This window comes from Halomonas sp. 3H (assembly GCF_024206005.1).
In the GTDB taxonomy this organism is placed as follows: Bacteria; Pseudomonadota; Gammaproteobacteria; order Pseudomonadales; family Halomonadaceae; genus Halomonas; species Halomonas campaniensis.
On sequence record NZ_CP100360.1, the window covers coordinates 1181487 to 1204746 of the forward strand.

Consider the following 23260-nt stretch of genomic DNA (forward strand, 5'->3'; position numbering starts at 1 on the left):
CCACCTCGACGAGGCGAGACATTGCGTCCCATTCGTCTAGTGGTCCAGGACACCGCCCTTTCACGGCGGGAACAGGGGTTCGAACCCCCTATGGGACGCCACTCGACTCATCAAGGTGCCGGAGTGCAAGAAAGTGCGGGAATAGCTCAGTGGTAGAGCACAACCTTGCCAAGGTTGGGGTCGCGAGTTCGAATCTCGTTTCCCGCTCCATCTACCGTAGGGTAGGCGGAACAAGCTTCAAAGTTTATTGCGTCCCATTCGTCTAGTGGTCCAGGACACCGCCCTTTCACGGCGGGAACAGGGGTTCGAACCCCCTATGGGACGCCACTTTCCGGCACGATCGCCAGGCGATCGACAGCAGTGCGTGACCTGCGGGAATAGCTCAGTGGTAGAGCACAACCTTGCCAAGGTTGGGGTCGCGAGTTCGAATCTCGTTTCCCGCTCCATCTACCGTAGGGTAGGCGGAACAAGCTTCAAAGCTTATTGCGTCCCATTCGTCTAGTGGTCCAGGACACCGCCCTTTCACGGCGGGAACAGGGGTTCGAACCCCCTATGGGACGCCATTTCGCTCGCACCAGCGGTACTCGACAAGCGGGAATAGCTCAGTGGTAGAGCACAACCTTGCCAAGGTTGGGGTCGCGAGTTCGAATCTCGTTTCCCGCTCCATCGTCGAATCCTCATCTTTTTCTTCTGATGCTTGCCCCCGCGCGGGCGTTTTAGCGTGCCTGTCCGCCAGGAACGCGCTGCCGGCGGCTTGAAGTTGCCGGGTAGCGTCCCAATATCGATATGCCTTTGCGGCATGCCCGCTCTCGAACCTCGAACCGACCAAGGATTGCCAATGGCCGAACCGGCTCTGTCCATCCGTGGCCTGACCAAGGTCTACGGCAATGGCTTCCAGGCCCTCAAGGGCATCGACCTCGACGTCGCCGAGGGCGACTTCTTCGCCCTGCTGGGCCCCAACGGGGCCGGCAAGTCGACCACCCTGGGGGTGGTCTGTTCGCTGGTGCAGAAGAGCGCCGGCAAGGTATCGATCTTCGGCATCGACATCGACACCGACTTCGCCCGCGCCAAGTACCACCTGGGCGTGGTGCCCCAGGAGTTCAACTTCAACCAGTTCGAGAAGGTCATCGATATCGTGCTGGCCCAGGCCGGCTACTACGGCATGCCGCGGCGCGAGGCGCTGCCCCGGGCCGAGGAGCTGCTGCGCGATCTGGGCCTGTGGGACAAGCGCAACGGCAGCGCGCGGATGCTCTCCGGCGGCATGAAGCGCCGGCTGATGATCGCCCGGGCGCTGATGCACCGCCCCCGGCTGCTGATCCTCGACGAGCCCACCGCGGGCGTCGACATCGAGCTGCGCCGCAGCATGTGGGAGTACATGCGCCGCATCAACCGCGAGGAGGGCACCACCATCATCCTCACTACCCACTACCTGGAGGAGGCGGAGAGCCTCTGCCGCAACGTGGCGATCATCAACCACGGCGAGATCATCCGGAACACCAGCGTGCGCGACCTGCTCGCCGAACTGGATACCGAGACCTTCCTGCTCGACCTGGCCCACCCGGTCGAGGCCGCCCCCGACGTCGAGGGCTTCGAGGTCAGCCGGGTGGAGTCGGCCCAGCTGGCGCTGGTGGTGCATCGCGGCCAGCGCATCAACGACGCCTTCCGCTCCCTGAGCGAGCAGGGCATCGAGGTGGTCTCCATGCGCAACCGTGCCAATCGCCTCGAGGAGATGTTCGTCACCATGGTGGAGCAGGGCAATGATGCCCGCGACAAGGCCGCCGCCGACGCGGAGGCCCGCTCATGAACGCCATGCAGACGGCCATCGCCCTCTGGACCCTGGTGGTCAAGGAGATCAAGCGCTTCACCCGGATCTGGCCGCAGACCCTGCTGCCGCCGTCGATCACCATGACCATGTACTTCATCATCTTCGGCAGCCTGATCGGCTCGCGGATCGGCGAGATGGATGGCTTCAGCTACATGGACTTCATCGTCCCCGGGCTGATCATGATGGCGGTGATCACCAACAGCTACTCCAACGTGGCCTCCTCCTTCTTCTCCAACAAGTTCCAGCGCTCCATCGAGGAGATGATGGTCTCGCCGATGCCCAACTGGGTGATCCTGCTCGGCTTCGTGCTGGGCGGCATGGCCCGCGGCCTGGGGGTCGGCCTGATCGTCACCCTGGTCTCGCTGTTCTTCACCCGGATCAGCGTGGCCCATCCGCTGCTCACGGTCGGCGTGGTGGTCCTCACCTCGGCGCTGTTCTCCATCGGCGGCTTCATCAATGCCCTGCTGGGCAAGAAGTTCGATGACATCTCCATCGTGCCGACCTTCATCCTCACGCCGCTGACCTATCTGGGCGGGGTCTTCTACTCCATCTCGCTGCTGCCGGCGGTCTGGCAGGGCGTGTCGATGCTCAACCCCATCCTCTACATGGTCAACGTGTTCCGCTACGGCTTCCTCGGCGTCTCCGACATTCCGGTGGGCTGGGCGCTGGCCGCCATCGTCGCCTTCATCGCCGTGCTGTTCGGCGTCGCCCTCTGGATGCTGGAGCATGGCAAGGGGATCCGCTCATGAGCCACCCTCGTCCCGACACCCTCGAGCATGCGCCCCTGGGGCGCGAGTCCGCCTATCCGGAGCGCTACGACGCCACGCTGCTCTATCCCATCCCGCGTGCCGCCAACCGGGCGCCGCTGGGCATCGAAGAGGGCGCGTTGCCCTTCGTCGGCGAGGACGAGTGGCACGCCTTCGAGGCGAGCTGGCTCAATGCCCGGGGCAAGCCGATGGTGGCCGTGGCGCGCTTCCGCCTGCCGGCGGACTCGCCGAACCTGATCGAGTCCAAGTCCTGGAAGCTCTACCTCAACGGCTTCAACCAGACCCGCTTCGCGGGCCGCGAAGCGGTCATCGAGACCCTGGAGTGCGACCTGGCCGCGGCGGCCGGCGCGCCGGTCGCGGTCGAGCTCTTCGAGGTCGACGACGAGGTGCTGATGCCGCGACGGCTGCCCGGCGACTGCCTGGACGAGCTGGATATCGAGATCGACCGCTACACCCCCGGCGCCGAGCTGCTGGCAGTGGGGGAGGAGGTCGTCGAGGAGACGCTACACTCGCACCTGCTCAAGTCCAACTGCCCGGTCACCGGCCAGCCCGACTGGGGCAGCGTGCTGATCCGCTACCGGGGGCCGCGGATCGACCGCGAGGGCCTGCTGCGCTACCTGATCGGCTATCGCCAGCACCAGGATTTCCACGAGCACTGCGTGGAGCACATCTTCATGGACCTGATGGCTCGCTGCCGGCCCGAGCGGCTGCTGGTGCTGGCGCGCTACGTGCGCCGCGGCGGGCTGGACATCAGCCCCTGGCGTGCCACCCCGGGCGAGCGCCCGCCCGAGCCGCTTCGCCTGGCCAGGCAGTAGCGGCCGCCACGACAGGCGGGCGGCCAGCTGGTAAAGTGCCGAGAAGAATTCTCGTCTGACCGCCGCCAAGGGAGGCACTCAATGGACGCGCTGACGCTGCTGCATGAACGCAGCTCCATGGGCAAGCTGATGGGGCCGCCGCCCGGTCCCGAGCAGCTCGAGGCGATCTATCGGGCGGCGCTGCGGGCCCCGGACCACAAGGAGCTGCGGCCCTGGCGCTTCATCGAGTTCTCGGGCGAGGGGCTCTCCCGCCTCGGCGAGCTGTTCGCCGAGGCGGAGTACCGCGAGGACCCCCATGTCGGCGATGCCGCCCTGGATGCCGCCCGCAAGAAGCCGCTGCGCGCGCCCATGGTGATCGCCGTGATTGCCAGGGTGACGCCGGACGTGCCCAAGGTGCCCCGGATCGAGCAGGTGATCTCCGCCGGCTGCGCCGCCCACGGCATCCTGCTGGCGGCCCATGCGCTGGGGCTCGGCGCCATGTGGCGCAGCGGCAAGTACGCCTTCGACCCCACCGTTCGCAAGGGCCTGGGACTGGAGGACGACGACGAGGTGGTCGCCTTCATCTACCTGGGGCAGCTGGGCGGGCGCCACAAGCCGATCGCCGAGCATCGCCAGGAGGACTTCGTGGAACGCTGGGCCTGAACCGGCACCGGACCACCGAGATCATCGGGTCACCAAGGAGAACCGCCATGCGCGAGATCGGTATCCCCCATCCACGGCTTCCGCTGCCGGCGCCGGGCCAGGACGATGACCCGGCGCGCTTCCTGGCCTGGCTGGGCGAGGCCATACCCCTGGTCGAGCACCTGGGCATCCGTCGCATGACCCGCGACGACCGTGAACTGACCTGGGAGCTGGAGCTCACCCCTAGCCTCAACGACAAGGGCACCGGCTTCGGCGGCGCCCTGACGGCCCAGGCCACCCTGCTGGGCTGGTGCTGGACGACCCTCTGGCTGCGCCGCCACAGCCTGGCTCGCGACGTGGTCGTGGCCGAGGCCAGCCAGCGCTTCCTGGCGCCGGTCACCGGCGACTACCGCATGGTCTGCTTCCCCGAGCGGGAGGAGGGCCCGGTCAGCCTGGCGGAGCAGCTGGCCGCCCGCGGCCGCGGCCGCATCGCCCTGGTGCAGCAGCTCCGGTGCGGCGACACCCTGTGTCTCGAGGCGCGTGGCGACTACGCCGTGCTCGGCGGCAGCTGAGCGGAAAACGGCTTGCAATCGAAGACTTATGTCGATAACATACGCGCCGTTCTTGAGCGAAAGGCCACGTGCCTCGAGCCCATGAACCACAATGCGGAGGGGTGTCCGAGTGGTCGAAGGAGCACGCCTGGAAAGTGTGTAAGTCGAAAGGCTTCGAGGGTTCGAATCCCTCCCCCTCCGCCACGAATATCGAAGAAGCCGCTGATTTCAGCGGCTTCTTCTGTTTCTGGGCGATCAATTGCCGGTCGGCCCGGGGGCCTACTCCTCTTCCCGTCGCCGATCACCTCGCCCGCCGTCCGATGTAGTATGCTGTTAGTTAGTTCCTAACAGACTGTTTTGAAAAGATTGCCGAGCTTCGTTGTTGGGCGTGGCGCGGCGAGCTCGGCATCGGGGGAGAAGGCATCCGCAATGACGCTTTTTGTCGCAATGCTGGTCGGTGTTGTCCTCGGTGCCCTGGTCCTGATGCGGTTTCTGGACCGGCATGCGGACCGCGTGGAGTGGCGGAGGCTTGCGGCGCTCCAGCCCGGCGTGGCGAAGCGCTTCGAGCCCGAGATGATCGCCAACCTGCCCGAGCCGGCGCGCCGATATTTCGGCTATACGATTCGTCCGGGCACGCCGGTTCTGCCGGTGGCCGAGATCGACATGCGCGGCCAGTTCAGTCTCGGCACCAAGCAGCAACCTGACTACCGGCCGATGGAGGCGCGCCAGATCCTGGCCGCTCCGGATGGCTTCGTATGGGCCATGCGCACGCGTGGCGGGATGCCCTTATCGGGATCGGACTCCGGTGGATGGACACGATTCCGGATCTTCGGGCTGATCCCGGTCGCAAGGCTCGGCGGCGATCCCGATCACACCCGCTCGGCCTTCGGGCGCTACGTGGCAGAGTCGCTCTTCTGGACACCCGCAGCACTGTTGCCAGGGCCGGGCGTCACCTGGCAACCCGTGTCCGAGAATACGGCCCGCGTCACCGTCCGGCAGGGTGCGCTGGAACAGGCGGTGGATGTCACCGTCGATGCCGCGGGGCGGCCCGTCGAGGTCTCCTTCCAGCGCTGGAGCAACGCCAACCCCGACAAGGTGCATCGGCTGCAGCCCTTCGGCGGATACCTGTCCGATTTTCGCGAGGTGGGCGGCTACCGCCTGCCGTTCCGGGTCGAGGCGGGCAACATGTTCGGGAGCGAGGATTATTTTCCGTTCTTCCTCGTGGATGTCACCGATATCCGGTTTCCGAGGGTGCCGCCATGACGGCCCTGATCCTCGCCGATCGGTGCATCGAGATTCTCCCGACGTGCCTCGACCCGCTGTATCGCGGCCCGGGGGTGGCCTACTCCTCGTCGGGGGCGAGTTGGTCCGGCAGGTTCTCGTCGCTGCCTGCCAGGCTCATGGTGGCCTTGGGCGGGTCGAAGTCGTGGCACTCGCCGATTACCTCGCCCGTGGTCGAGATGACGATGCTTCGCTTCTCGGCAAAGCAGTAGTGGTAGCGCTGGATCTCGCCCCAGGTCACCAGGGTGCCGCCGCTCTCCTGCCTGTGCTCGCGGGCCTTCTGGCAGGCGGCTTCCAGGCGCTCCTCCCAGGGCAGGCGCCAGAAGTCGATGGGAAACGGCAGCCGGCGAAAGCGCTCGGTGAAGGCCATGGCGAAGATCGGTGTGCCTGGGGCGCGCACATAGTCGGTGTCGGCGAACAGCCAGTGGCGGAAGGCGGCGCGATCCTCGGCGAGGCGCTCGGCCACGGCGGTGATGCCGGGGCGGTAGTCGGCCTCGGCAATGCCCACGCAGCGACAGAGCGCCACGGCGAAGCCGAACTCGCCATGGAGCGGGTCGCGATGCTGGTGCTCCAGCCCCAGGTAGCGGCCATCGCGCGCTCGCCGATAGTGCTCCCGGGTATCGTCGTCGGGGGCGTCGTAGCCCAGGTCGCGGAGGACCTCGTCGGGGGTGAGGTGGGCGGTGCGCAGGCGCAGTTCCTGAATCAGGTTCATGGCGATCACCTCCCTGCCGGCGGGGTGGCAGATGCCGCCCTGTGCCGACGTGGAGCTTCGTGGCCGGGGAGAGCGGCCAGGATGGCGTCGTTGCGCAGCTCCGGGCGCACGATGTCGTCGCGGTCGAGCAGGGCGGTCGGGCCGGGATATCGTGACGCCGGGGCGTGGCTGCCGGCGTCGGCGGCCCGGGCGGGAGGGCGAGGGGTGTCGATCGGGTAGGTCATGGTCGTCTCCAATTCCCCTGATGAGGCTCGCGCCCATGGGCTCGCGAGCGTGGTTCGGCCAGCGCCGACCCAGGGGAGTGGAGTCGCACGCCGCTTTAGCTGCACTTCTATCCCGCCCGCAAGTTGGTGCTTAAATCGGCGGTGGCCCGAGGGCCGAACAGCATGAAGCCCGCTTTGCATGCGCTGAAGCGGGCCTCTGACGGTCGCTTTAGCGGCATTTGTAGAGCGCCCGCAAGCTGGAATTCAAATCGGCGCTGCATTGACGTTAGCCGCGCGACGCGGCGGTTGTCAATCCTGCCACCGGCATCGACCGGCCTGGGCGCGGCGAGCCGATCGGGGTAAGCTGCCTCCATGCCGAAGGAGAGGCATGCCATTCACAGACCGGGAGACACCCCATGCCGTTACGTTCCCTGCTGGCCGCCGCCGTGCTGGCCCTGCCGCTCACCGCCATGGCCGATACGCCCAACATCGTGCCGGGGATGTGGGAGTTCACCAGCACCACCTCGGTGACCGGCGAGGTGCCGATTCCCGACCAGACCGAGACCCACCAGGAGTGCATCGCCCAAGGCGACCTGGATGACGCCGACTTCCAGTTCCTCGAGGTCGAGGAGGGCTGCGAGCTGCTCGAGCACAACGTCTCCGCCGACGGCGTCGACTACCGCATGGTCTGCTACGCCGAGGGCGGCGAGGCGAACATCGATGGCCGCATGGACTTCCTCGGCGAGCGCGTCGAGGGCAACGTCGACGTCACGGTCCAGTCGCCCATGGGCGAGATGCTGATGAACACCGTGGTCGAGGGTGCGCGCATCGGCGACTGCTGAACCACGCCGGCATCGCGACACGAACAGGGCCACCCCATGGGGTGGCCCTGTTTGCGTGGGCATCGTGGTCACCGACCAGGCGTGCTGGCCTCCATCTCCTCCTCCAGGCGTCGCTTGACCTCGCCGGGCGAGCCGGTGTGGCGCGCCAGCAGGTCGTAGGCCACCGGCACCACGAACAGCGTGAACAGGGTGGCGGCGGCGACCCCGGAGAGGATCACCGTGCCGATCACCATGCGCGACTCGGCGCCGGCCCCGGTGGAGACGATCAGCGGGATGGAGCCGGCCATGGTGGTCACCGCGGTCATCAGGATCGGCCGCAGGCGGGTGACCGCGGCATCCACCAGGGCATCGCGGAAGGCCAGACCCTCGTCGCGCAGCTGGTTGGCGAACTCCACGATCAGGATGCCGTTCTTGGCCGCCAGGCCGATCAGCATGACGAGCCCCACCTGGCTGTAGATGTTCAGTGACTGGCCGGTGACGAACAGCCCCAGCATGGCCCCGCTCATGGCCAGCGGCACGGTGAGCATGATCACGAAGGGGTGCACGAAGCTCTCGAACTGCGCCGCCAGCACCAGGAACACCACCAGGGCGCCGAGGATCAGCAGGAAGGTGGTGGCGCCGCTCGCCTGCTGGAAGTCCCGGGAGGCGCCGCTGACGTCGGTCTGGGCCTGGGGGGGCAGCACCTCGGCGGCGGCGGCCTCCAGGTACTCCAGCGCCTCGCCCAGCGAGTAGCCGTCGGCCAGGTTGGCCTCGAGGGTGATCGAGCGGATGCGGTTGAAGCGGTTGAGGGTGCTGGCGCCGGCGAAGTCGGTGAGGGTCACCAGGCTGGCGAGGGGGATCAGCTCGCCGGTGCGCGCGGAGCGTACCTGGATGTTGTCCAGCGCGCGCGGGCTCGCCTGGCTGGCGCGGTCGCCCTCGACGATGACGTCGTACTCCTGGCCGTTGTCCAGGTAGCGGGTGACGTTGCGCCCGCCGAGCAGCACCTCCAGGGTGCGGCCGATCTCGGTGACGGTGACCCCGAGCGAGGCGGCCCGCTCGTAGTCGATGTCCACCCGCAGCTGGGGCTGGGTCTCCCGGTAGTTGCTGTCCAGGCCGATCAGCCGCGGGTTGTCCTCGCGGATGTGGGCCATCAGGGTGTCGCGCCACTCGGCGAGCTCCTCGTAGGTGCCGCCGCCCAGCACGAACTCCACCGGCTTGCTGATGCGCTGGCCGAAGCCCTGGCGCATCACCGGGAAGGCCTGCACCCCGGGCAGGCCGGCCAGCTCGCGGCGCACGTCATCCATGATCGCCCAGGCGTCGCGGCGCTGCCCCCAGTCGGCCAGGCCGATGATCCCGAAGCCGTTGTTGAAGTTCTCGATGTTGCCGAAGCCGCGGGGCGCGCGGATCACCACCCGCTCCATGTCGCCGCTCTCCACCATGGGCTGCAGGCGCGCCTCGATCTCGTCCATGTAGTCCATGATGTAGTCGAAGGTGGCCCCCTCCGGGCCGTTGACCAGGATGATGAAGCTGCCGCGGTCCTCCTGGGGGGTGTACTCGCTGGGCAGCAGGTCGGCCAGCCATACGGTGGCGGCGATCAGCGCCACGAACACCGCCAGCACCGCCAGCCGCGCCTTGAGCACCCAGCCCAGCAGGGTGCGGTAGATGTGCTGGGAGAGCTCCAGCAGCCACTGCACGGCCCGGGCGACACGGCTGTCATCCTGGGCCGGCTTGAGGATCTTGGACGCCATCATCGGCGTCAGCGACAGGGCCAGCACGCTGGAGATGGCCACCGCGGCGGCCATGGTCAGGGCGAACTCCGAGAACAGCCGGCCGACGTTGCCCTGCAGGAAGGCCAGCGGCACGAACACCGCCACCAGTACCAGGGTGGTGGCGATCACCGCGAAGGCGATCTGGCGGGTGCCGCGGAAGGCCGCCACCAGCGGCGTCTCGCCGTAGTCATGCATGCGCCGGTGGATGTTCTCCAGCACCACGATGGCGTCATCGACGATCAGCCCGATGGCCAGCACCAGCGCCAGCAGGGTCAGCAGGTTGATCGAGAAGCCCATCAGGGCCAGGGCCATGAAGGCGCCGATGATCGCCACCGGCACCGTGACCGCCGGGATCAGGGTGGTGCGCACGTTGCCGAGGAACATGAAGATCACCACCACCACCAGGCCCATGGCGATGAACAGCGTCAGCACCACCTGCTGGATGGCGCCGGAGACGAACACCGAGGCGTCGTAGTTGAGGCGCAGCTCCATGCCCTCCGGCAGGCTGCCCTGGACACGCTCGAGCTCCGCCTGGACGCCCCGGGAGACCTCCAGCACGTTGGCGGTGGACTGCTTGAGGATCCCCAGGCCCACCATGGGCACGCCGTTGGCGCGAAACACCGAGCGGTCCTCCACCGAGCCGATCTCGACCCGGGCCACGTCGCCCAGCCGCACCAGGTAACCGTCGCTGCCCTGGGTGAGGGCCAGGCGCGAGAAGTCGTCGGGTTCGTTGAAGCTGCGCGGCAGGCGCACGATGAACTGCCGGTCGCGGGACTGGAGCGATCCGGCCGGCAGTTCGACGTTCTCGGCGCGCAGGGCGCCCTCCACGTCGCTCACGGTGAGGTTGCGTGCGGCCAGGGCGTTGCGGTCGATCCACACCCGCATGGCGTACTCGCGCCCGCCGCCGATGCGCACTCGGGCCACCCCGGGCTGCACCGAGAAGCCGTCGACCAGGAAGCGGTCGGCGTAGTCGGTGAGCTCCGGGATGGTGTAGCCGTCGCCGGTCAGCGAGAGCCACAGGATGACCTCCTCGCTGGAGTCGGCCTTCTGCACCTCGGGCGGGTCGGCCTCGTCGGGCAGGTTGCGCAACGCCCCGGAGATGCGGTCGCGGATGTCATTGGCGGCGGCATCGATGTCCATGTCCAGGCGGAACTCGATGTTGATCCGCGAGCGGCCGTCCTCGCTGGAGGAGGTGATCAGCTCGATGCCCTCGACCCCGGCGATGCGATCCTCCAGGGTCTGGGTGATGCGGGTCTCCACCACGCTGGCCGAGGCGCCGGGATAGCGGGTGTCGATGCTCACTACCGGCGGGTCGATGGCGGGATACTCCTGCAGCGGCAGCCGCTGCAGGGCCAGCAGGCCGAAGGCGACGATCAGCAGCGCCAGCACCGTGGCCAGGACCGGCCGCTGGACGGAGAGGTCGGAGAGACGCATCAGCCTCGCTCCTCGCGGCCGGCGGCGAGGATCTCGCTCACCGAGGTGGTCTCATCGGCGATGCCCAGCAGCTGCACCTGGTCACCCTCGCGAACGCGCTGTACGCCGTGGGCCACCAGCAGCTCGCCGGCCGCGAGCCCCTCGACGATCTCCGCCTGGCCGGTGCGGCGCTCGCCGACCTTGACCTCGCGGCGCTCCACGCGGTTGTCATCGCCCTCGTCGATCACCAGCACGTACTGGCGGTCGCCGCTGGGGATCAGCACGCTCTCCGGCACCACCACGGCCTCCCGGGGGCTGCGCTGGACGACGACCTCCATGAGCATGCCGGGGCGCAGGCGCAGTTCGGGGTTCTCGAGCTCGGCCCGCACCGTCACGCTGCGGCTGACCGGGTCGACGCGACTGCCGACACTCTCCACCACCCCGTCGAAACGCTCGTCGGGAAAGGCCACGCTGTGTGCCGTGAGCGGCAGGCCGGGAGCGAGGATCGCCAGGAACACCTCCGGCACGCTGAAGTCGAGCTTCATCACGTCGACCTTGTCCAGGGTCACCAGCTCGGTGCCGGGAGTGACCAGGCTGCCCACGCTGATGTTGCGGAAGCCCACCACGCCATCGAAGGGGGCGCGCACCCGGTAGTTGGTGAGCCGTGCCTCGAGCCCCTGGATCTCCGCCTCCACCTGGCGCAGCCGCGCCCGGGCATCCTCCACGTCGGCGCGCGGTGCCAGGTTGCGGCTCTGCAGCTGGGCGAGGCGCTCGACGGTGGCGCGCCGCTCGTCACGCAGTGCCTGGGCCACGCGCAGCTGGGCCTGCTGCTCGGCATCCTGCAGGCGCACCAGCAGCTCGCCGGCCTCCACCACCTGGCCGTCACGGAAGTTCACCTCGACCACGGTGTCGGTGACGGTGGCGGAGAGGGTGACGCTCTCGTCGGCGCGCAGGGTCCCCAGCGCCTCCAGCGGATCGGACCAGGGCTCCTGCAGCACCCGGGCGCCGATCACCGGGTTGGATTCCTGGGCGGCGAGCGGCAGGGGCAGCAGCAAGGCCAGCACAAGCAGCGCCGGCAGCAGCCGGCTCGGCAGGAAGCGATGGAGGGACGATGAGGGGGTCATGGGGGCTCTTTGTTGGATGGCATGAGGCGGGTCGCGAGCGTCGGGGCCCATCAGCCGCAAGGGCATCCTGCCGGCAGCGGATCATTAACAGGCTAGCCATGATCGTCGCACAAACTGTGACAACAATTCACAAACGCTCGGATCAACCCTTTATAGTGTACAAGGTTTGTACATTGGTTCAATTCGCGTCCAGCTAATGGCGGCCTCAAGGTCGGGCCCATCAACAGGGCATCGTCGGCCTGATAGAATGCGCGTCCTTCGAGACGGCGGGCAGGAGAGCGGGCATGACCTTCGATACGGTGATCATCGGCGCGGGTGCCGCCGGCCTGATGTGCGCGCTGACGGCGGGCTACGCCGGGCGTCGCGTGCTGGTGATCGACCATGCCAACAAGCCCGGGAAGAAGATCCTGATGTCCGGTGGCGGACGCTGCAACTTCACCAACCTGGCCTCGACGCCGGCCAACTTCTACAGCGCCAATCCGCACTTCTGCATCTCGGCGCTGAAGCGCTACCGCCCGGAGCACTTCGTCGAGCTGGTGGAGCGTCACGGGGTCGACTACGTGGAGAAGGCGCCGGGCCAGCTGTTCTGCGCCGACTCCGCCAGGGAGATCGTCCGGGTACTGCTCACCGAGTGCGAGTGGGCCGGGGTGGAGCTGCGCCTCAGGACCGCCGTGGAGAGCATCGAGCGCCACGGCGAGGGCATGCGGCTTATGACCTCGGCGGGCAGCATCGACTGCGGCGCGGTGGTGGTGGCCACCGGCGGGCTCTCCATTCCCACCATGGGCGCCACCGGCTTCGGCTACGATATTGCCCGTCAGTTCGGGCTCGCCGTCACCGAGACCCGCCCGGCACTGGTGCCCTTCACCCTGACCTCGCAGTGGAAGGCGCGGGCCGAGTCGCTCGCCGGGGTATCCTGCGAGGTGGCCGTTCACTCCCTGGGGGCCGGTGAGCCCCGGGGCCACTACCGCGAGCCGCTGCTCTTCACCCACCGCGGCCTCTCGGGCCCGGCGATGCTGCAGATCTCCAGCTACTGGGAGCCCGGCGACGAGCTGGCCATCGACCTGCTGCCGGGCGTGGACGCCTTCGAGGCGCTGTGCACCGCGCGACGGGAGACGCCCAGGCGCCAGCTCTCCAGCTGGCTGGCCGAGCGGCTGCCCCGGCGCCTGGCCCAGGCGCTGGTGGAGTGGCACGGCGCCGACGGCGTGCTGGCCGAGCGCAGCAATGCCGAGCTGGCCGCCTGGGCGGCCCATCTCGGCGACTGGCGGATCAAGCCGGCCGGCACCGAGGGGTGGCGCACCGCCGAGGTGACCCTGGGCGGCGTCGATACCCGGGCGGTGTCGTCGAAGACCTTCGCGGTGGAGGGGCTGCCCCAGCTGCGCTTCATCGGCGAGGTGCTTGACGTCACCGGCGAGCTGGGCGGGCATAACTTCCAGTGGGCCTGGGCCAGCGGGGTGGCCTGCGGCAACGCCCTCTGAGGCCCTCGCCGGGCCCCAGGTCAAGTGCTATGCCAGGCGCTGGGCGATCTCCTCCCACAGCGCCCGGTAGGCTCGGGCCGCGGGGGTGGCGGGGGCGAAGTGGCGCAGCGGGGCGCGCTCCAGGCCCATGCGCTCCACCACGCTGGCGCCGGGGATGGCCGTGGAGAGGCGCAGCGGCCAGCGCTCCGGCAGCGCGGCGATGGTCTCGCGGTGCAGGGTGCGGCGGCGGTCGGCCAGGGTCACGAAGGGCCATACCTGGCAGGGGATGTCGCGTTCGTCGAGGAAGTCGCGCAGCTGCTCCAGGGTGCGTACCGAGAGCACCGTGGGGACGATGGGCACCAGCAGGGCATCGACGCTGGCGAAGACGCTCTCGGAGAGGGTCGAGAGGCTGGGCGGGCAGTCGAGGAGGACCAGGTCGTAGTCGTCGCGGACCGGCTTGAGGATGCGGCGCAGCTGGTTGTCACGCCGGTCCGCCAGCAGGTGGTCGAGCTCCCGGGAGGCCAGCGCGGCGGGCAGCAGGTCGAGGCCCTCGATCTCGGTGGCCCGGATCACCTTGTCGAAGGCGGCCTTGCCCTTCACCAGCCGGGCGACGCCGCCACGCACCTTGGGCTTGGCGCGCAGGTAGAAGGTGGTGGCGGCCTGGGGGTCGAGATCCCAGAGCAGTACCCGCCACCCCGCGGCGGCCGCCTCGGCCGCCAGGTTCACCGCCGAGGCGGTCTTGCCGACCCCGCCCTTGATGCTGTAGAGCGCCAGCATGCGCATGGCGTGCCTCCCTTCTCCCCGGTGTGCGCCTTGCCGTGTCGCATCGCGCCGTCAATGCGTCGCCCTGCGGCGACGCCGTACCATACCAGTTCGGCCCGCTCACTCGATGACAGTTTCATGACGGTCGCGGCGTTGCTGTTCCGGGGTCTATTCTCCTGGCAGGGAGTGCTCGCTCGCCCAGCCTGCTCCGGAGATGCCCATGACCCTGATCGCCGTTCACCACGATCCCGGCGCCGACGAGACGGCGCTGCGCGACCGCGTCGTCGACGAGGCCCTGCGCCAGGCCAAGATCCACGGCTGGGAGGCGGTGCGCCTCACCGAGGTGGCCGCCCGCCTGGCGCTGCCCATGTCGCCGGTGCTGGCCGAGTTCCGCGACCTCGACGCGGTGGCCAACGCCTGGTTCGCCCGGGGCCTGGAGGCGATGCTCGCCGACAAGCCCGACGGCTTCGCCCACTGGCCCGAGGCGCAGCGCCTCGAGCACTGCCTGCTGGCCTGGTGTGATGCCCTGGCGGTCCATCGTCGCGTCACGGTCGAGATGCTGCATACCAAGGCCCATCTGCCCCACCTGCACACCTGGGTGCCGATGGTGTTCGACCTGTCGCGGATCGTGCAGTGGTGGCGCGAGGCGGCGCGTCTGCCGGCGCCCTACGGCACCCGGCGCGCCCAGGTCGAGGAGCTGGCGCTGACCGGTCTCTTCCTGGCGACCCTGGCGGTCTGGGCCCGAGACACGAGCGAGGGCCAGGGGCGTACCCGACGCTTCCTCGAGAAGCGCCTGGCCCACGGCGCCCGCTGGATGAACCGGGTGCCCGGCGGGCCGGGCGGTGACCGGGGCCACGAGGCGTCGCTTCAGAGATAGCGGCCGCCCGAGGCGATGGCGACGGTCAAAAGCCCCAGGATCAGGTTCAGGCCGATCAGCCGGCGGATCTGGCCGAGTTGGCGGCCGCCCTCGGGCCAGTCGGCCTCGCCCACGGCGCGCCTCAGGCGGCGATAGGGGGCAAACCAGACGTGCAGGTAGATCGCCATCATCGCAAGGCCCAGCAGCAGCATCAGATGGATGTGCCAGCGGGCACCGGCCATGCCGCCGAAGACCGCGAAGAGCATCCACAGCCCGGTGACCAGCAGCACCGCGACGGACGCCCACACCCACGGGAAGAAACGTTCGAAGACACCGCTCCACAGCGTCAGCCGCTGCGGGGGTTCCAGCAGCCCGGCGGCCACCGGCCGCAGGATCATCCAGGCGAAGAACATGCCGCCGACCCAGAGGACGGAAGCGATCACGTGCAGGGTGATGGCGAGGGACATGGGAGGTTCCTTGCGAGGGTGGGGGAGGGCGTCAGCGCAGCAGGCGCCTTGCACGGCGCAGCAGCAGGCCGCCGGCCACCAGCCGCCTGGCTACCCGCAGCAGCGAGTTCGGGTGGCGGGCACTCCTCAGCAGCAGCACCCCGCCCAGCGCGTAGAGCGGCGCCTTGAAGCGCCTGAGAGTGTGCCAGCCGTCGTCGATGGGGCGGCCGGCCTCCCGGAAGCGGCTGGCCTCGACCAGGATATCCACGCGCTGCTGCTCGATCCGGGCCTCCAGGCGGGCCTTCTGCACGGCACGGGGCCGCAGGGCCTCGTCGCGGCGGGCGGGCAGTCGGGCGCTCATGGCCGCTCTCCGCGGCGCGTCGCCTCGCGGTCGTGCTCCACCAGGTCCCGGTCGGTGGCCAGGTGCTTGAGGGTACTGGCGAGCAGGGTGCGCCGGCGGGCCAGCTGCATCACCCGCAGGGCGAGCCCCGCCCCGCCGCCCAGCAGCAGTGCGGCGCTGACCGCGATGGCGGTGAGGCGGTAGCTGTCCCAGAAGGCGACGATGATCAGGGTGGTGAGGACGCCGATCCCCAGCAGCAGCAGGATCAGGCTGAGCCCGGCCAGCAGCAGCAGCCCGATCAGCCGGGCGCGTTCCTCCTCGAGCTCGAGCACGGCGAGACGCAGGCGCGTCTCGCCGGTGGCGAGCAGGCTGGCGAGCAGGCGTTTGGCCGCCTCGAACAGCCGTTGTGCCGGTCCCTGGCCTTCCGACATCAGCGACGCCCGATCAGCATGCCGACGACGACCCCCACGGCGGCACCGATGCCGATGCTGGTCCAGGGGTTGTCGTGGACGTAGCGGTCGCAGGCATCGACCTGGTGTTCGACGGAGTCGCGGGCCTCGCCATAGAGGCGCTCGCCGCGGGATTCCAGGCGGTCGCGGGTCTCCTTGAGGCGCTTCTCGGCGCGGTCGCGCAGCTCCTTGATGTTGCTGCGGGAATCGTCCGCGGTGGCGTTGACCAGCTCCTCGATGGTCTGGGTCAGGTGGTGCAGGTCTTCCTTGAGCTGCTGGGTGGATTCGTGGGTATGCGGGGCACGGTTTGCCATCGGGGTCTTCCTCTGACGGTGAATGACAGCCTCAGCATAGCAGCCGGGGCCACCCTTGGCAGCGGGGACACCGACCCGCTGCCGGGGAGGTGATCGCGGACAGGGGTCAGCGGGTCATGCTGCCGCTGGAGAACAGCGGGTTGAGGCTGAAGCCGAGGCTCAGGCGGTGGTTGCGGTGGTCGTAGTCGACCATGCTCTCGCCGTATCCGTAGTAGTACTGCACGTGGGCGCGGATATTGCTGTCGAAGATCGGCCAGGAGTAGTCGAGCTGGGTGCCCATGTTGCCGGCGCTGGGGTTGCCGCGCCACAGCAGGCTCAGCTCGTTGTCGCCGAAGCGCCGGGCCAGGGTGACGTCGCCGTAGCCCATGTAGCGCTCGATGTCGGGGTTGTCGTCCTCGCTCTCCGACTCCGGGATCCGCCAGTGGGGCGCCAGGCTGAAGGCCCAGTCGCCGCGCTGGAAGATGCTCTCCAGGTAGACACGGTTCCAGCTGCGCGACAGCGGGGCCGAGCGGCCGTTGGAGAGGTGGTTGACCGCCAGGCGGTTGCGGATGTTGGTCCAGCCGAGCACGCGCCAGGCGTTGTCGAAGTTGAGGAAGATCTCCGGTTCGTAGTTGGTCTCGCGGAAGGGCGAGGAGGAGTCGCTGTTGTAGGCCTGCCACCAGCTGCGCTGGGTGTAGGCGAAGTAGAGGTCGCCGGTATCGCCGAACAGCCCCTCGGCCAGGTTGACCTTGGCGCTGAACTGGAACTTCACCTCGACGTCGTCGGGTCCGTATTCCGTGGAGATGTCCCGGAAGGCCTCCCGGTTGGGCGTGCTCGTGTAGCTGGCCGGGAAGAGATAGTTGCGCCGGTAGGTGGTGATGGCGAAGGGGTTGCGGTCGGACTCCCGCTCCAGCTGGCGGCGCTCCACGGCCTCGAGGGCGGCGACCTCGTCCGGGGGAATCTCGGCCGAGCCGGCCTGTGCCTGCTCCTCGGGCAGGGTGTCGAGCTGGCGCTGCAGCGATTCGAGCTCCGCGTTGAGGGCCTGCATGCGCGCCTCCAGGGCCGCTCGCTCGGCCGAGGCCGACTCGTCGGCCAGCGCCGTGGCGCCGTGGCTCAGCAGGGCCAGGGCGGCCCCGGCGAGGGCGAAGGTTCGAATCGACGAGGTCATGGCGGTGTCCCGGGGAATGCATGGATGGAGACCGCCGTTCTACCACGCCGGTGGGGCAAGTCAACTCCCGTTGACGATACTGCCATGCCGCAATTGCCTTGCCGGCGCGGGACGCCGAGAATCGGCAGAGTGGACAAGGGTTCCCAGGAGATCGAGGACGCCAGTGAAGAGCATGTCGAAGGCGATGGCGGCGGAACGTCGGGCGGCGGGCGCGGTGAGGGTGAGGGTGGCCCCGGGGCTGCTGGTTATGCTGATGCTGATGGTGGTGCTGGTCGGCACCGCCTGGGCTCAGGCGGAGCTGCCCGAGCGTTCGGCGGCGGAGGAGCGGCTCGCCGACCTCCAGCCGGAGGAGGGTGAGAGCCCCGGGCGTGACCAGCAGCGCGACATCGAGGCCCTGGAAGCCACCCTGGCGGGCCTGGACGAGCTGGACCGGGTCGAGGAACGCCTGGAGGCGCTGGAGGCACGCGTCGAGCAGGCGCCTGCGGAGCTGCTGCGCCTGGAGCGGGAACTGCTGGCCGAGGAGGAGGCGGCCATGGAGCTGTCGGCCACCGACCTGGATGACCTGCCGCTGGACGAGCTCGAGCAGCGCCAGCAGGAGTCGGTGATCGAGCTGCAGCGCCTCCAGGATCGCCTGGCCGAGGTCAATGCCCAGCTGCTCTCCGCCCAGACCCTGCCCGAGCGGGCCCAGCAGTCCATCGCCGACGCGATGCAGGCCGTGGAGCGCTCCCGTCGCCAGCTGGACGAGCTGGACGGCAGCGGGCTCGCCGAGGATGCCCCGCGGCTCTGGCAGCGTCGCGTCGAGCGGCGCCTGGCCGAGGTGACCCTGCTGTTTCACCAGCGGGAGCTGGGCACCAACACCCGCCTGCGCGAGCTGGACCAGCAGCGTCGCGACCTGATGACCCAGCAGATCGCCCGCCAGGAGTCGGAGCTCTCGCTGCTGCAGAACGTCATCGAGCGCAAGCGCCGCGTGGCCTCGGAGCAGGCCATCGCCGATGCCGCCCGGGACGACCCGCTGCTCGAGGCGGGCCACCCGGTCCTCGAGCGCGCCCAGCAGATCAACCGCGACCTCAGCCTGGAGCTGCTGCGGACCAACGACCGCAGCAACGCCCTGGTGCGCGAAAGCCTCACGGTGCGCAGCCAGCTCGACCATGTCCGCCAGCTGCAACGCAGCCTCAACGAGCAGATCGAAGCGATCCGCGGCAGCATCCTGCTGTCGCGGATCCTGCGCGAGCAGCGTCGCTCGCTGCCCCAGGTGGCCCCACGTCGGGACCTTCAGGACGAGATCGCCGACCTGCGCCTGCGCCAGTTCGACCTGGTGCGCCAGCGCGACCAGCTGCGCCAGGGCGAACGCCTGGCCAACCAACGCCTGGAGGAGGCCGGCGTCGAGGTGAGCGAGGCGCTGGTCGACTCCCTGCAGCGCCTCTACCAGTCCCGCCGCGAGCTGGTGGACCGCCTGGAGCAGACCTACGGCAACCTGCTTAGCTCGGCTATCGAACTGCAGCTCAACCAGCAGCAGCTGCTCGAGACCTCGCGGGAGCTGCGCGCCACCATCGACGAGCAGCTCTTCTGGGTCGCCAACACCCGCCCGCTGGACCTGGCCTGGATGCGCCAGCTGCCCGCCAACCTGGTGCTCGAGTGGCAGGAGGGCGAGTGGCGGCAGGTGCTGCCGGTGCACTGGCGCCCGCCCACGGCCGGTGCCCTGGTCGGGGTGCCCCTGCTGCTGGCGGCGGCCGCGCTGGTATGGTCCCGGCGACGCATCAAGGCGCGCCTGGCGGAGCTGCATGAGCAGATCGGCCGGCTGCGCAGCGATACCCAGCTGCACACGCCGAAGGCGGTGCTGTTCAACGCCCTGCTGGCGCTGCCCGGGCCCCTGGCCCTGGCGGCCATCGGCAGCGCCCTGCTGGCCGGCGGCGAGGGCATCGCCCATGGTCTGGGGCTGGCCGCCCTGCAGCTCTCGCTGGCCTGGGCGGTGGTCGCCTGGGGGCGTCGCCTGCTGGTGTCGGACGGCGTGGCCACCAAGCACTTCTACTGGCCGGCGGGCTACGCCGCCCGGCTGCGCTGGCTGCTCGGCTGGCTGGGGCTGGCCCTGGTGCCGGTGCTGCTGATCGCCACCCTGGCACGGGACACCGACTTCGGCCTCAACCACCGTCCGGTCGCCCTGGGGCTGCTGGTGTCGGGGCTGCTGACCATGAGCTTCCTGCTCGCCCGGCTGATCCTGGCCCATGCCCCCTTCTTCGGGGTGAAGCTGTTGCGGCTGGTGCTGGGGCTGGCCATGGCCGCGGTGCCGCTGGTGCTGATCGGCCTGATCGTCGCCGGCTACGAGTACACGGCGCTGAGCCTGGTGGGGCGCTTCGCGATCACCCTCTACCTGCTGGGGCTGTGGATCCTGGTGGAGGCCGCCGTGGTGCGGGGCCTGGCGGTGGCGGCACGCCGCCTGGCCTTCAAGCGGGCACTGGCGCGGCGCCGGGCCCACGCCCAGGAGGGGGCCGACGGGGGGCTGGAAGTGGTCGAGGAGCCGCCGCTGGACATGGAGAAGATCAACCAGCAGTCGCTGCGCCTCTCCAAGCTGATCCTGCTGATCGGCTTCGTGTTCCTGCTCTACCTGGTGTGGGCCGACCTGCTGACGGTGCTGGGCTACCTGGAGCAGGTGGCGATCTGGGAGACCGACGAGGTGGAGGGCGCCGACCTGGTGGGTGGCACCCTGTCGGTGGCCGACATCTTCACCGCGCTGCTGATCGTCGGGCTGACGCTGATGATGGCGCGCAACCTGCCGGGCCTGCTGGAGGTGATGGTGCTGTCGCGCCTGGAGCTGAAGCAGGGCAGTGCCTACGCCATCACCTCGCTGCTCTCCTACACCATCGTCGGTACCGGCCTGGTCGCCTCGCTGGGCACCCTCGGCGTCTCCTGGGACAAGCTGCAGTGGCTGGTGGCCGCGCTGGGCGTGGGCCTGGGCTTCGGCCTGCAGGCGATCTTCGCCAACTTCGTCTCGGGGCTGATCATCCTCTTCGAGCGGCCGGTGCGCATCGGCGATACGGTGACGCTGGGCAACCTCACCGGCACGGTAAGCAAGATCCGCATCCGCGCCACCACGGTGACCGACTTCGATCGCAAGGAGATCATCATCCCCAACCAGACCTTCATCACCGACCAGCTGATCAACTGGTCGCTGTCGGACACCGTCACCCGGGTGGTTCTCAGCTATCGCGTCGCCTACGGCTCCGACCAGGTTCTGGTCCACCGGCTGCTCTACCAGGCTGCTAACGAGAACGAGCGGGTGCTGGCCGACCCCGAGCCCCAGGTGTTCTTCATGGCCTATGGCGAGAGCACGCTCGACTTCGAGCTGAGGGTTTTCGTCAACTCGCTGGGGGATCGCCTCTTTGCCACCGACGAACTCAACTGTCGGGTCGGCGAGCTTTTCGCCGAACATGGCATCAGTATCGCCTTCAACCAGTTGGAGGTCTGGCTCAAGCGTCCGGGCGAGTCCCGCAAGGTGTTGGAGACCGGTGATCCGGGCAGGGTGCGCCATCATCCGCCACCGGGCAGTCACGGTGACCCTGGCGACTTCGATCTGGATGGCGATGCGGGGGACGCCGGCGACGGACGCTGAGTCCCGTCAGGCGGGTGACGGCTCGCGCACGGCATGGAGCAGGAACTCGCGGTTGCCGTCGCCGCCGAGCAGCGGGCTCTCCTGCCAGTGGCGGATGGCGAGGCCCACCGCGGCGCAGCCGTCGCGGACCCTCGCTTCCACTTCCCGGTAGCGCGCGGGGTCGGTTACCAGGCCGCGGTCGTTGACGCCGCCCGGGCCCACCTCGAACTGCGGCTTCACCAGGCTGGCAAGCTCGCCGCCGGGGGGCAGCAGGGCGGCGATCTCCGGCAGGATCAGCGTCTGGGAGATGAAGGAGACGTCCATCACCGCCAGGTCGGGGCCCGAGGCGCCCTGGGTGGCCAGGGCATCCCGCAGGCGGGGATCGGCCGCCATGGCCCGGGCGTTGAGCCCCTCCAGGCAGGTCACCCGGGGATCGTCGCGAAGCCCCGTGTCCAGCTGGTCGTGGCCCACCTCCACGCCGATCACGTGGCGCGCCCCGTGGGCCAGGGCACAGTCGGTGAAGCCGCCGGTGGACTGGCCCACGTCGAGCACCAGTCGGCCCGTCAGGTCGAGCCCCAGGGCCGCGATCAGCGCCTCCAGCTTCAGCCCCGCGCGGGAGACATAGCGCTCCTCGGGGTCCTCCTCGACGATCAGCCGCGTATCGTCGGCGAGCTTCTCGCCGGGCTTGGTCAGAAGCCGGCCGCCCTCGGCGAGGGAGACCCGCCCATGACGAATCAGCCGCTGGGCGCGGGTACGCGAACGGGCCAGGCCCTGGATGACGAGAAGCTGGTCGAGACGCTGCATGGTGGCTCCGGGCGGGGAAGGGCGCCCCATTATAGACGTCGTCGCGCTGGCGACGCAGCGCTGGCGTCCGGGCACCGTCATGAGATACTGACATATCATTAGCCGGATAACAGAAGGAGCGACGGTGGACAGGAGTGCCGGAGTGGCGCTGGCGCGGTCGCTGGCCATCGGGGCGCTGGGCGGGGCGGTCTTCCAGCTGCTGGGGCTGCCCCTGGCCTGGATGCTGGGTCCCCTGGTGGCCAATCTGGTGGCCTCGGCCCGGGGCCTGAACGTGCGGGTTCCCGAGGGGCTGCGCGAGGCGTTGCTGGGGGTGCTGGGCCTGGTGCTGGGCAGCCAGGTCACCCCGGAGCTGGCCGCTCGGGTGGTCGACTGGCCGCTCTCCATGGCGCTGCTGCTGGCCGGAGTGGCGGCCTCTACCGCCGTGGCGGCGGCCTGGTATCGGCGCTGCGGCTTCGATTCGGTGAGCGCCTGGTTCGCCTCGGCGCCGGGGGCCATGACGGCGATGATCCTGATGGGGGAGAAGTGCGGCGGCGACCCCCAGCGCATCGCCATCGCCCAGTCGCTGCGGATCCTGCTGGTGGTGCTGTGGCTGCCGCCGCTGTTCTGGCTATGGGAGGGGGCGCCCAGCCCCGCGGCCGAGGCGGCTGCGCCGGTTGCCCATCTGTGGATGCTGCTGGCGCTGCCGCTGCTGATGCCCCTGGGGCGCCGGCTGCGGCTGCCGACGCCGTCGCTGCTGGCGCCGCTGCTGTTCGCCGCGCTGCTCTCCGGCTTCGACATCGCCAGCCTGGAACTCTCCGAGTGGGGTATGAACCTGATGCTGTGGGGGCTTGGCTCCGCCATCGGCTCGCGCTTCCGGGGGCTCTCCCGGGCCCGCTTCGGGCGCTACCTGGCAGAGGCCGCGGTGGCGACCCTGCTGGCCCTGGTGGTACTTGCGCTCTTCGCCGAGCTGATCCACCGCCTGTTAGGGGTGCCCCGAGACGTAGCGCTGCTGGCGCTGGCGCCGGGGGGCATCGGCGAGATGGCGATCCTCGCCGTGGCCCTGGAGATCGACCCGGTGTTCGTCGCCTTCCACCATCTGCTGCGCATGATCGCGCTGATGCTGGTTGCCCCCTTCTGGGCGCGCTGGCTTCAGCGGAGAGTGGCCGATGGCTGATATCCTGTTGGGTAGGGACATTTACCCGGATGTGACATGAAACGCCC

At 69.1% G+C, this 23260-nt stretch carries 22 protein-coding genes, 7 tRNA genes and 1 riboswitch; of the genes, 18 read left to right on the top strand and 11 right to left on the bottom strand.

Translation table 11 applies throughout. The features are described from left to right. Positions 1-25: 25 nt before the first annotated feature. From NFC98_RS05580 to NFC98_RS05640, 13 genes are all read left to right on the top strand, one after another. A tRNA-Glu gene (locus NFC98_RS05580) sits at positions 26-101 on the top strand. Between the two features lie 34 nt (positions 102-135). Then, positions 136-210, top strand: a tRNA-Gly gene (locus tag NFC98_RS05585). A gap of 41 nt (positions 211-251) precedes the next feature. After that, positions 252-327 (top strand) — tRNA-Glu (locus NFC98_RS05590). Between the two features lie 44 nt (positions 328-371). Then, positions 372-446 (top strand) — tRNA-Gly (locus NFC98_RS05595). A gap of 41 nt (positions 447-487) precedes the next feature. Further along, positions 488-563: transfer RNA gene (locus NFC98_RS05600), tRNA-Glu, on the top strand. A 28-nt stretch (positions 564-591) separates the two neighbouring features. Next, positions 592-666, top strand: a tRNA-Gly gene (locus NFC98_RS05605). 172 nt (positions 667-838) lie between these two features. Beyond that, complete coding sequence (locus NFC98_RS05610) at positions 839-1804, top strand: ABC transporter ATP-binding protein (protein ID WP_254277135.1); 966 nt, start codon at positions 839-841, stop codon at positions 1802-1804. Continuing rightward, entirely contained in the window at positions 1801-2574 is a 774-nt protein-coding gene (locus NFC98_RS05615) for an ABC transporter permease (protein ID WP_254277136.1), read from the top strand. The genes NFC98_RS05610 and NFC98_RS05615 overlap by 4 nt, the downstream gene beginning before the upstream one ends. Further along, the gene (queF, locus tag NFC98_RS05620; RefSeq protein ID WP_254277137.1) at positions 2571-3407 is read left to right on the top strand and encodes an NADPH-dependent 7-cyano-7-deazaguanine reductase QueF; all 837 of its coding nucleotides are present in this window, start codon (positions 2571-2573) and stop codon (positions 3405-3407) included. The genes NFC98_RS05615 and queF overlap by 4 nt, the downstream gene beginning before the upstream one ends. 81 nt (positions 3408-3488) lie before the next feature. Then, positions 3489-4049 (top strand): nitroreductase, encoded by a 561-nt coding sequence (locus NFC98_RS05625; protein WP_254277138.1) that lies wholly within the window; start codon positions 3489-3491, stop codon positions 4047-4049. A gap of 47 nt (positions 4050-4096) precedes the next feature. Then, entirely contained in the window at positions 4097-4600 is a 504-nt protein-coding gene (locus NFC98_RS05630; RefSeq protein ID WP_254277139.1) for a YiiD C-terminal domain-containing protein, read from the top strand. 95 nt (positions 4601-4695) lie between these two features. Next, positions 4696-4783 (top strand) — tRNA-Ser (locus NFC98_RS05635). A gap of 225 nt (positions 4784-5008) precedes the next feature. Further along, entirely contained in the window at positions 5009-5842 is an 834-nt protein-coding gene (locus NFC98_RS05640; RefSeq protein ID WP_254277140.1) for a DUF6544 family protein, read from the top strand. Positions 5843-5921: 79 nt separating this feature from the next. Here NFC98_RS05640 and NFC98_RS05645 read toward each other — a convergent pair whose 3' ends face one another. Both NFC98_RS05645 and NFC98_RS05650 read right to left on the bottom strand, forming a co-directional pair. Further along, positions 5922-6572: a hypothetical protein gene (locus tag NFC98_RS05645; protein ID WP_254277141.1), complete on the bottom strand. Its 651-nt coding sequence runs from the start codon at positions 6570-6572 to the stop codon at positions 5922-5924. Between the two features lie 5 nt (positions 6573-6577). Next, entirely contained in the window at positions 6578-6796 is a 219-nt protein-coding gene (locus NFC98_RS05650; RefSeq protein ID WP_254277142.1) for a hypothetical protein, read from the bottom strand. Between the two features lie 187 nt (positions 6797-6983). Then, positions 6984-7061: riboswitch (SAM riboswitch) on the bottom strand. Between the two features lie 130 nt (positions 7062-7191). Here NFC98_RS05650 and NFC98_RS05655 point away from each other — a divergent pair. Beyond that, a complete protein-coding gene (locus NFC98_RS05655) occupies positions 7192-7617 on the top strand; it encodes a DUF3617 family protein (protein ID WP_254277143.1) in 426 nt (141 codons plus the stop codon). Positions 7618-7685: 68 nt separating this feature from the next. On the opposite strand, the gene NFC98_RS05660 is transcribed toward NFC98_RS05655, so the two are convergent. Both NFC98_RS05660 and NFC98_RS05665 read right to left on the bottom strand, forming a co-directional pair. After that, positions 7686-10799 (bottom strand): efflux RND transporter permease subunit, encoded by a 3114-nt coding sequence (locus NFC98_RS05660; RefSeq protein WP_254277144.1) that lies wholly within the window; start codon positions 10797-10799, stop codon positions 7686-7688. After that, positions 10799-11902, bottom strand: coding sequence for an efflux RND transporter periplasmic adaptor subunit (locus tag NFC98_RS05665; RefSeq protein ID WP_254277145.1), 1104 nt, complete (start codon positions 11900-11902; stop codon positions 10799-10801). The genes NFC98_RS05660 and NFC98_RS05665 overlap by 1 nt, the downstream gene beginning before the upstream one ends. Positions 11903-12186: 284 nt before the next feature. Between NFC98_RS05665 and NFC98_RS05670 the strand changes: the two genes are divergently transcribed. Continuing rightward, the gene (locus tag NFC98_RS05670) at positions 12187-13377 is read left to right on the top strand and encodes an NAD(P)/FAD-dependent oxidoreductase (protein WP_254277146.1); all 1191 of its coding nucleotides are present in this window, start codon (positions 12187-12189) and stop codon (positions 13375-13377) included. Positions 13378-13404: 27 nt separating this feature from the next. Here NFC98_RS05670 and NFC98_RS05675 read toward each other — a convergent pair whose 3' ends face one another. Beyond that, positions 13405-14139, bottom strand: a complete 735-nt coding sequence (locus NFC98_RS05675) for a ParA family protein (protein ID WP_254277147.1) — start codon at positions 14137-14139, stop codon at positions 13405-13407. Positions 14140-14338: 199 nt separating this feature from the next. On the opposite strand from NFC98_RS05675, the gene NFC98_RS05680 reads away from it, so the two are divergent. After that, positions 14339-14995: a hypothetical protein gene (locus NFC98_RS05680; RefSeq protein WP_254277148.1), complete on the top strand. Its 657-nt coding sequence runs from the start codon at positions 14339-14341 to the stop codon at positions 14993-14995. Here the strand turns inward: NFC98_RS05680 and NFC98_RS05685 are convergent. The 5 genes from NFC98_RS05685 to NFC98_RS05705 all read right to left on the bottom strand — a co-directional run bounded on the left by NFC98_RS05685 (position 14986) and on the right by NFC98_RS05705 (position 17670). Beyond that, positions 14986-15441 carry a DUF4149 domain-containing protein gene (locus NFC98_RS05685; RefSeq protein ID WP_254277149.1) on the bottom strand — a complete coding sequence of 152 codons (456 nt, stop codon included), beginning with the start codon at positions 15439-15441 and terminating at the stop codon, positions 14986-14988. The two genes, NFC98_RS05680 and NFC98_RS05685, sit on opposite strands and share 10 nt — an antisense overlap. A gap of 31 nt (positions 15442-15472) precedes the next feature. Next, positions 15473-15781 (bottom strand): YqjK-like family protein, encoded by a 309-nt coding sequence (locus tag NFC98_RS05690; RefSeq protein ID WP_254277150.1) that lies wholly within the window; start codon positions 15779-15781, stop codon positions 15473-15475. Then, a complete protein-coding gene (locus tag NFC98_RS05695; protein WP_254277151.1) occupies positions 15778-16191 on the bottom strand; it encodes a phage holin family protein in 414 nt (137 codons plus the stop codon). The genes NFC98_RS05690 and NFC98_RS05695 overlap by 4 nt, the downstream gene beginning before the upstream one ends. Continuing rightward, positions 16191-16523 (bottom strand): YqjD family protein, encoded by a 333-nt coding sequence (locus NFC98_RS05700; protein WP_183332375.1) that lies wholly within the window; start codon positions 16521-16523, stop codon positions 16191-16193. The genes NFC98_RS05695 and NFC98_RS05700 overlap by 1 nt, the downstream gene beginning before the upstream one ends. A 106-nt stretch (positions 16524-16629) precedes the next feature. Further along, entirely contained in the window at positions 16630-17670 is a 1041-nt protein-coding gene (locus NFC98_RS05705; protein WP_254277152.1) for a phospholipase A, read from the bottom strand. A 259-nt stretch (positions 17671-17929) separates the two neighbouring features. Between NFC98_RS05705 and mscK the strand changes: the two genes are divergently transcribed. Continuing rightward, positions 17930-21277, top strand: a complete 3348-nt coding sequence (mscK, locus tag NFC98_RS05710; protein WP_254277787.1) for a mechanosensitive channel MscK — start codon at positions 17930-17932, stop codon at positions 21275-21277. Positions 21278-21283: 6 nt separating this feature from the next. Here mscK and NFC98_RS05715 read toward each other — a convergent pair whose 3' ends face one another. After that, on the bottom strand, positions 21284-22060 hold the full coding sequence (locus tag NFC98_RS05715; protein ID WP_254277153.1) for a TlyA family RNA methyltransferase: 777 nt from the start codon (positions 22058-22060) through the stop codon (positions 21284-21286). Between the two features lie 124 nt (positions 22061-22184). Between NFC98_RS05715 and NFC98_RS05720 the strand changes: the two genes are divergently transcribed. Then, complete coding sequence (locus NFC98_RS05720) at positions 22185-23213, top strand: AbrB family transcriptional regulator (RefSeq protein WP_254277154.1); 1029 nt, start codon at positions 22185-22187, stop codon at positions 23211-23213. The last annotated feature ends 47 nt before the right edge of the window (positions 23214-23260 follow it).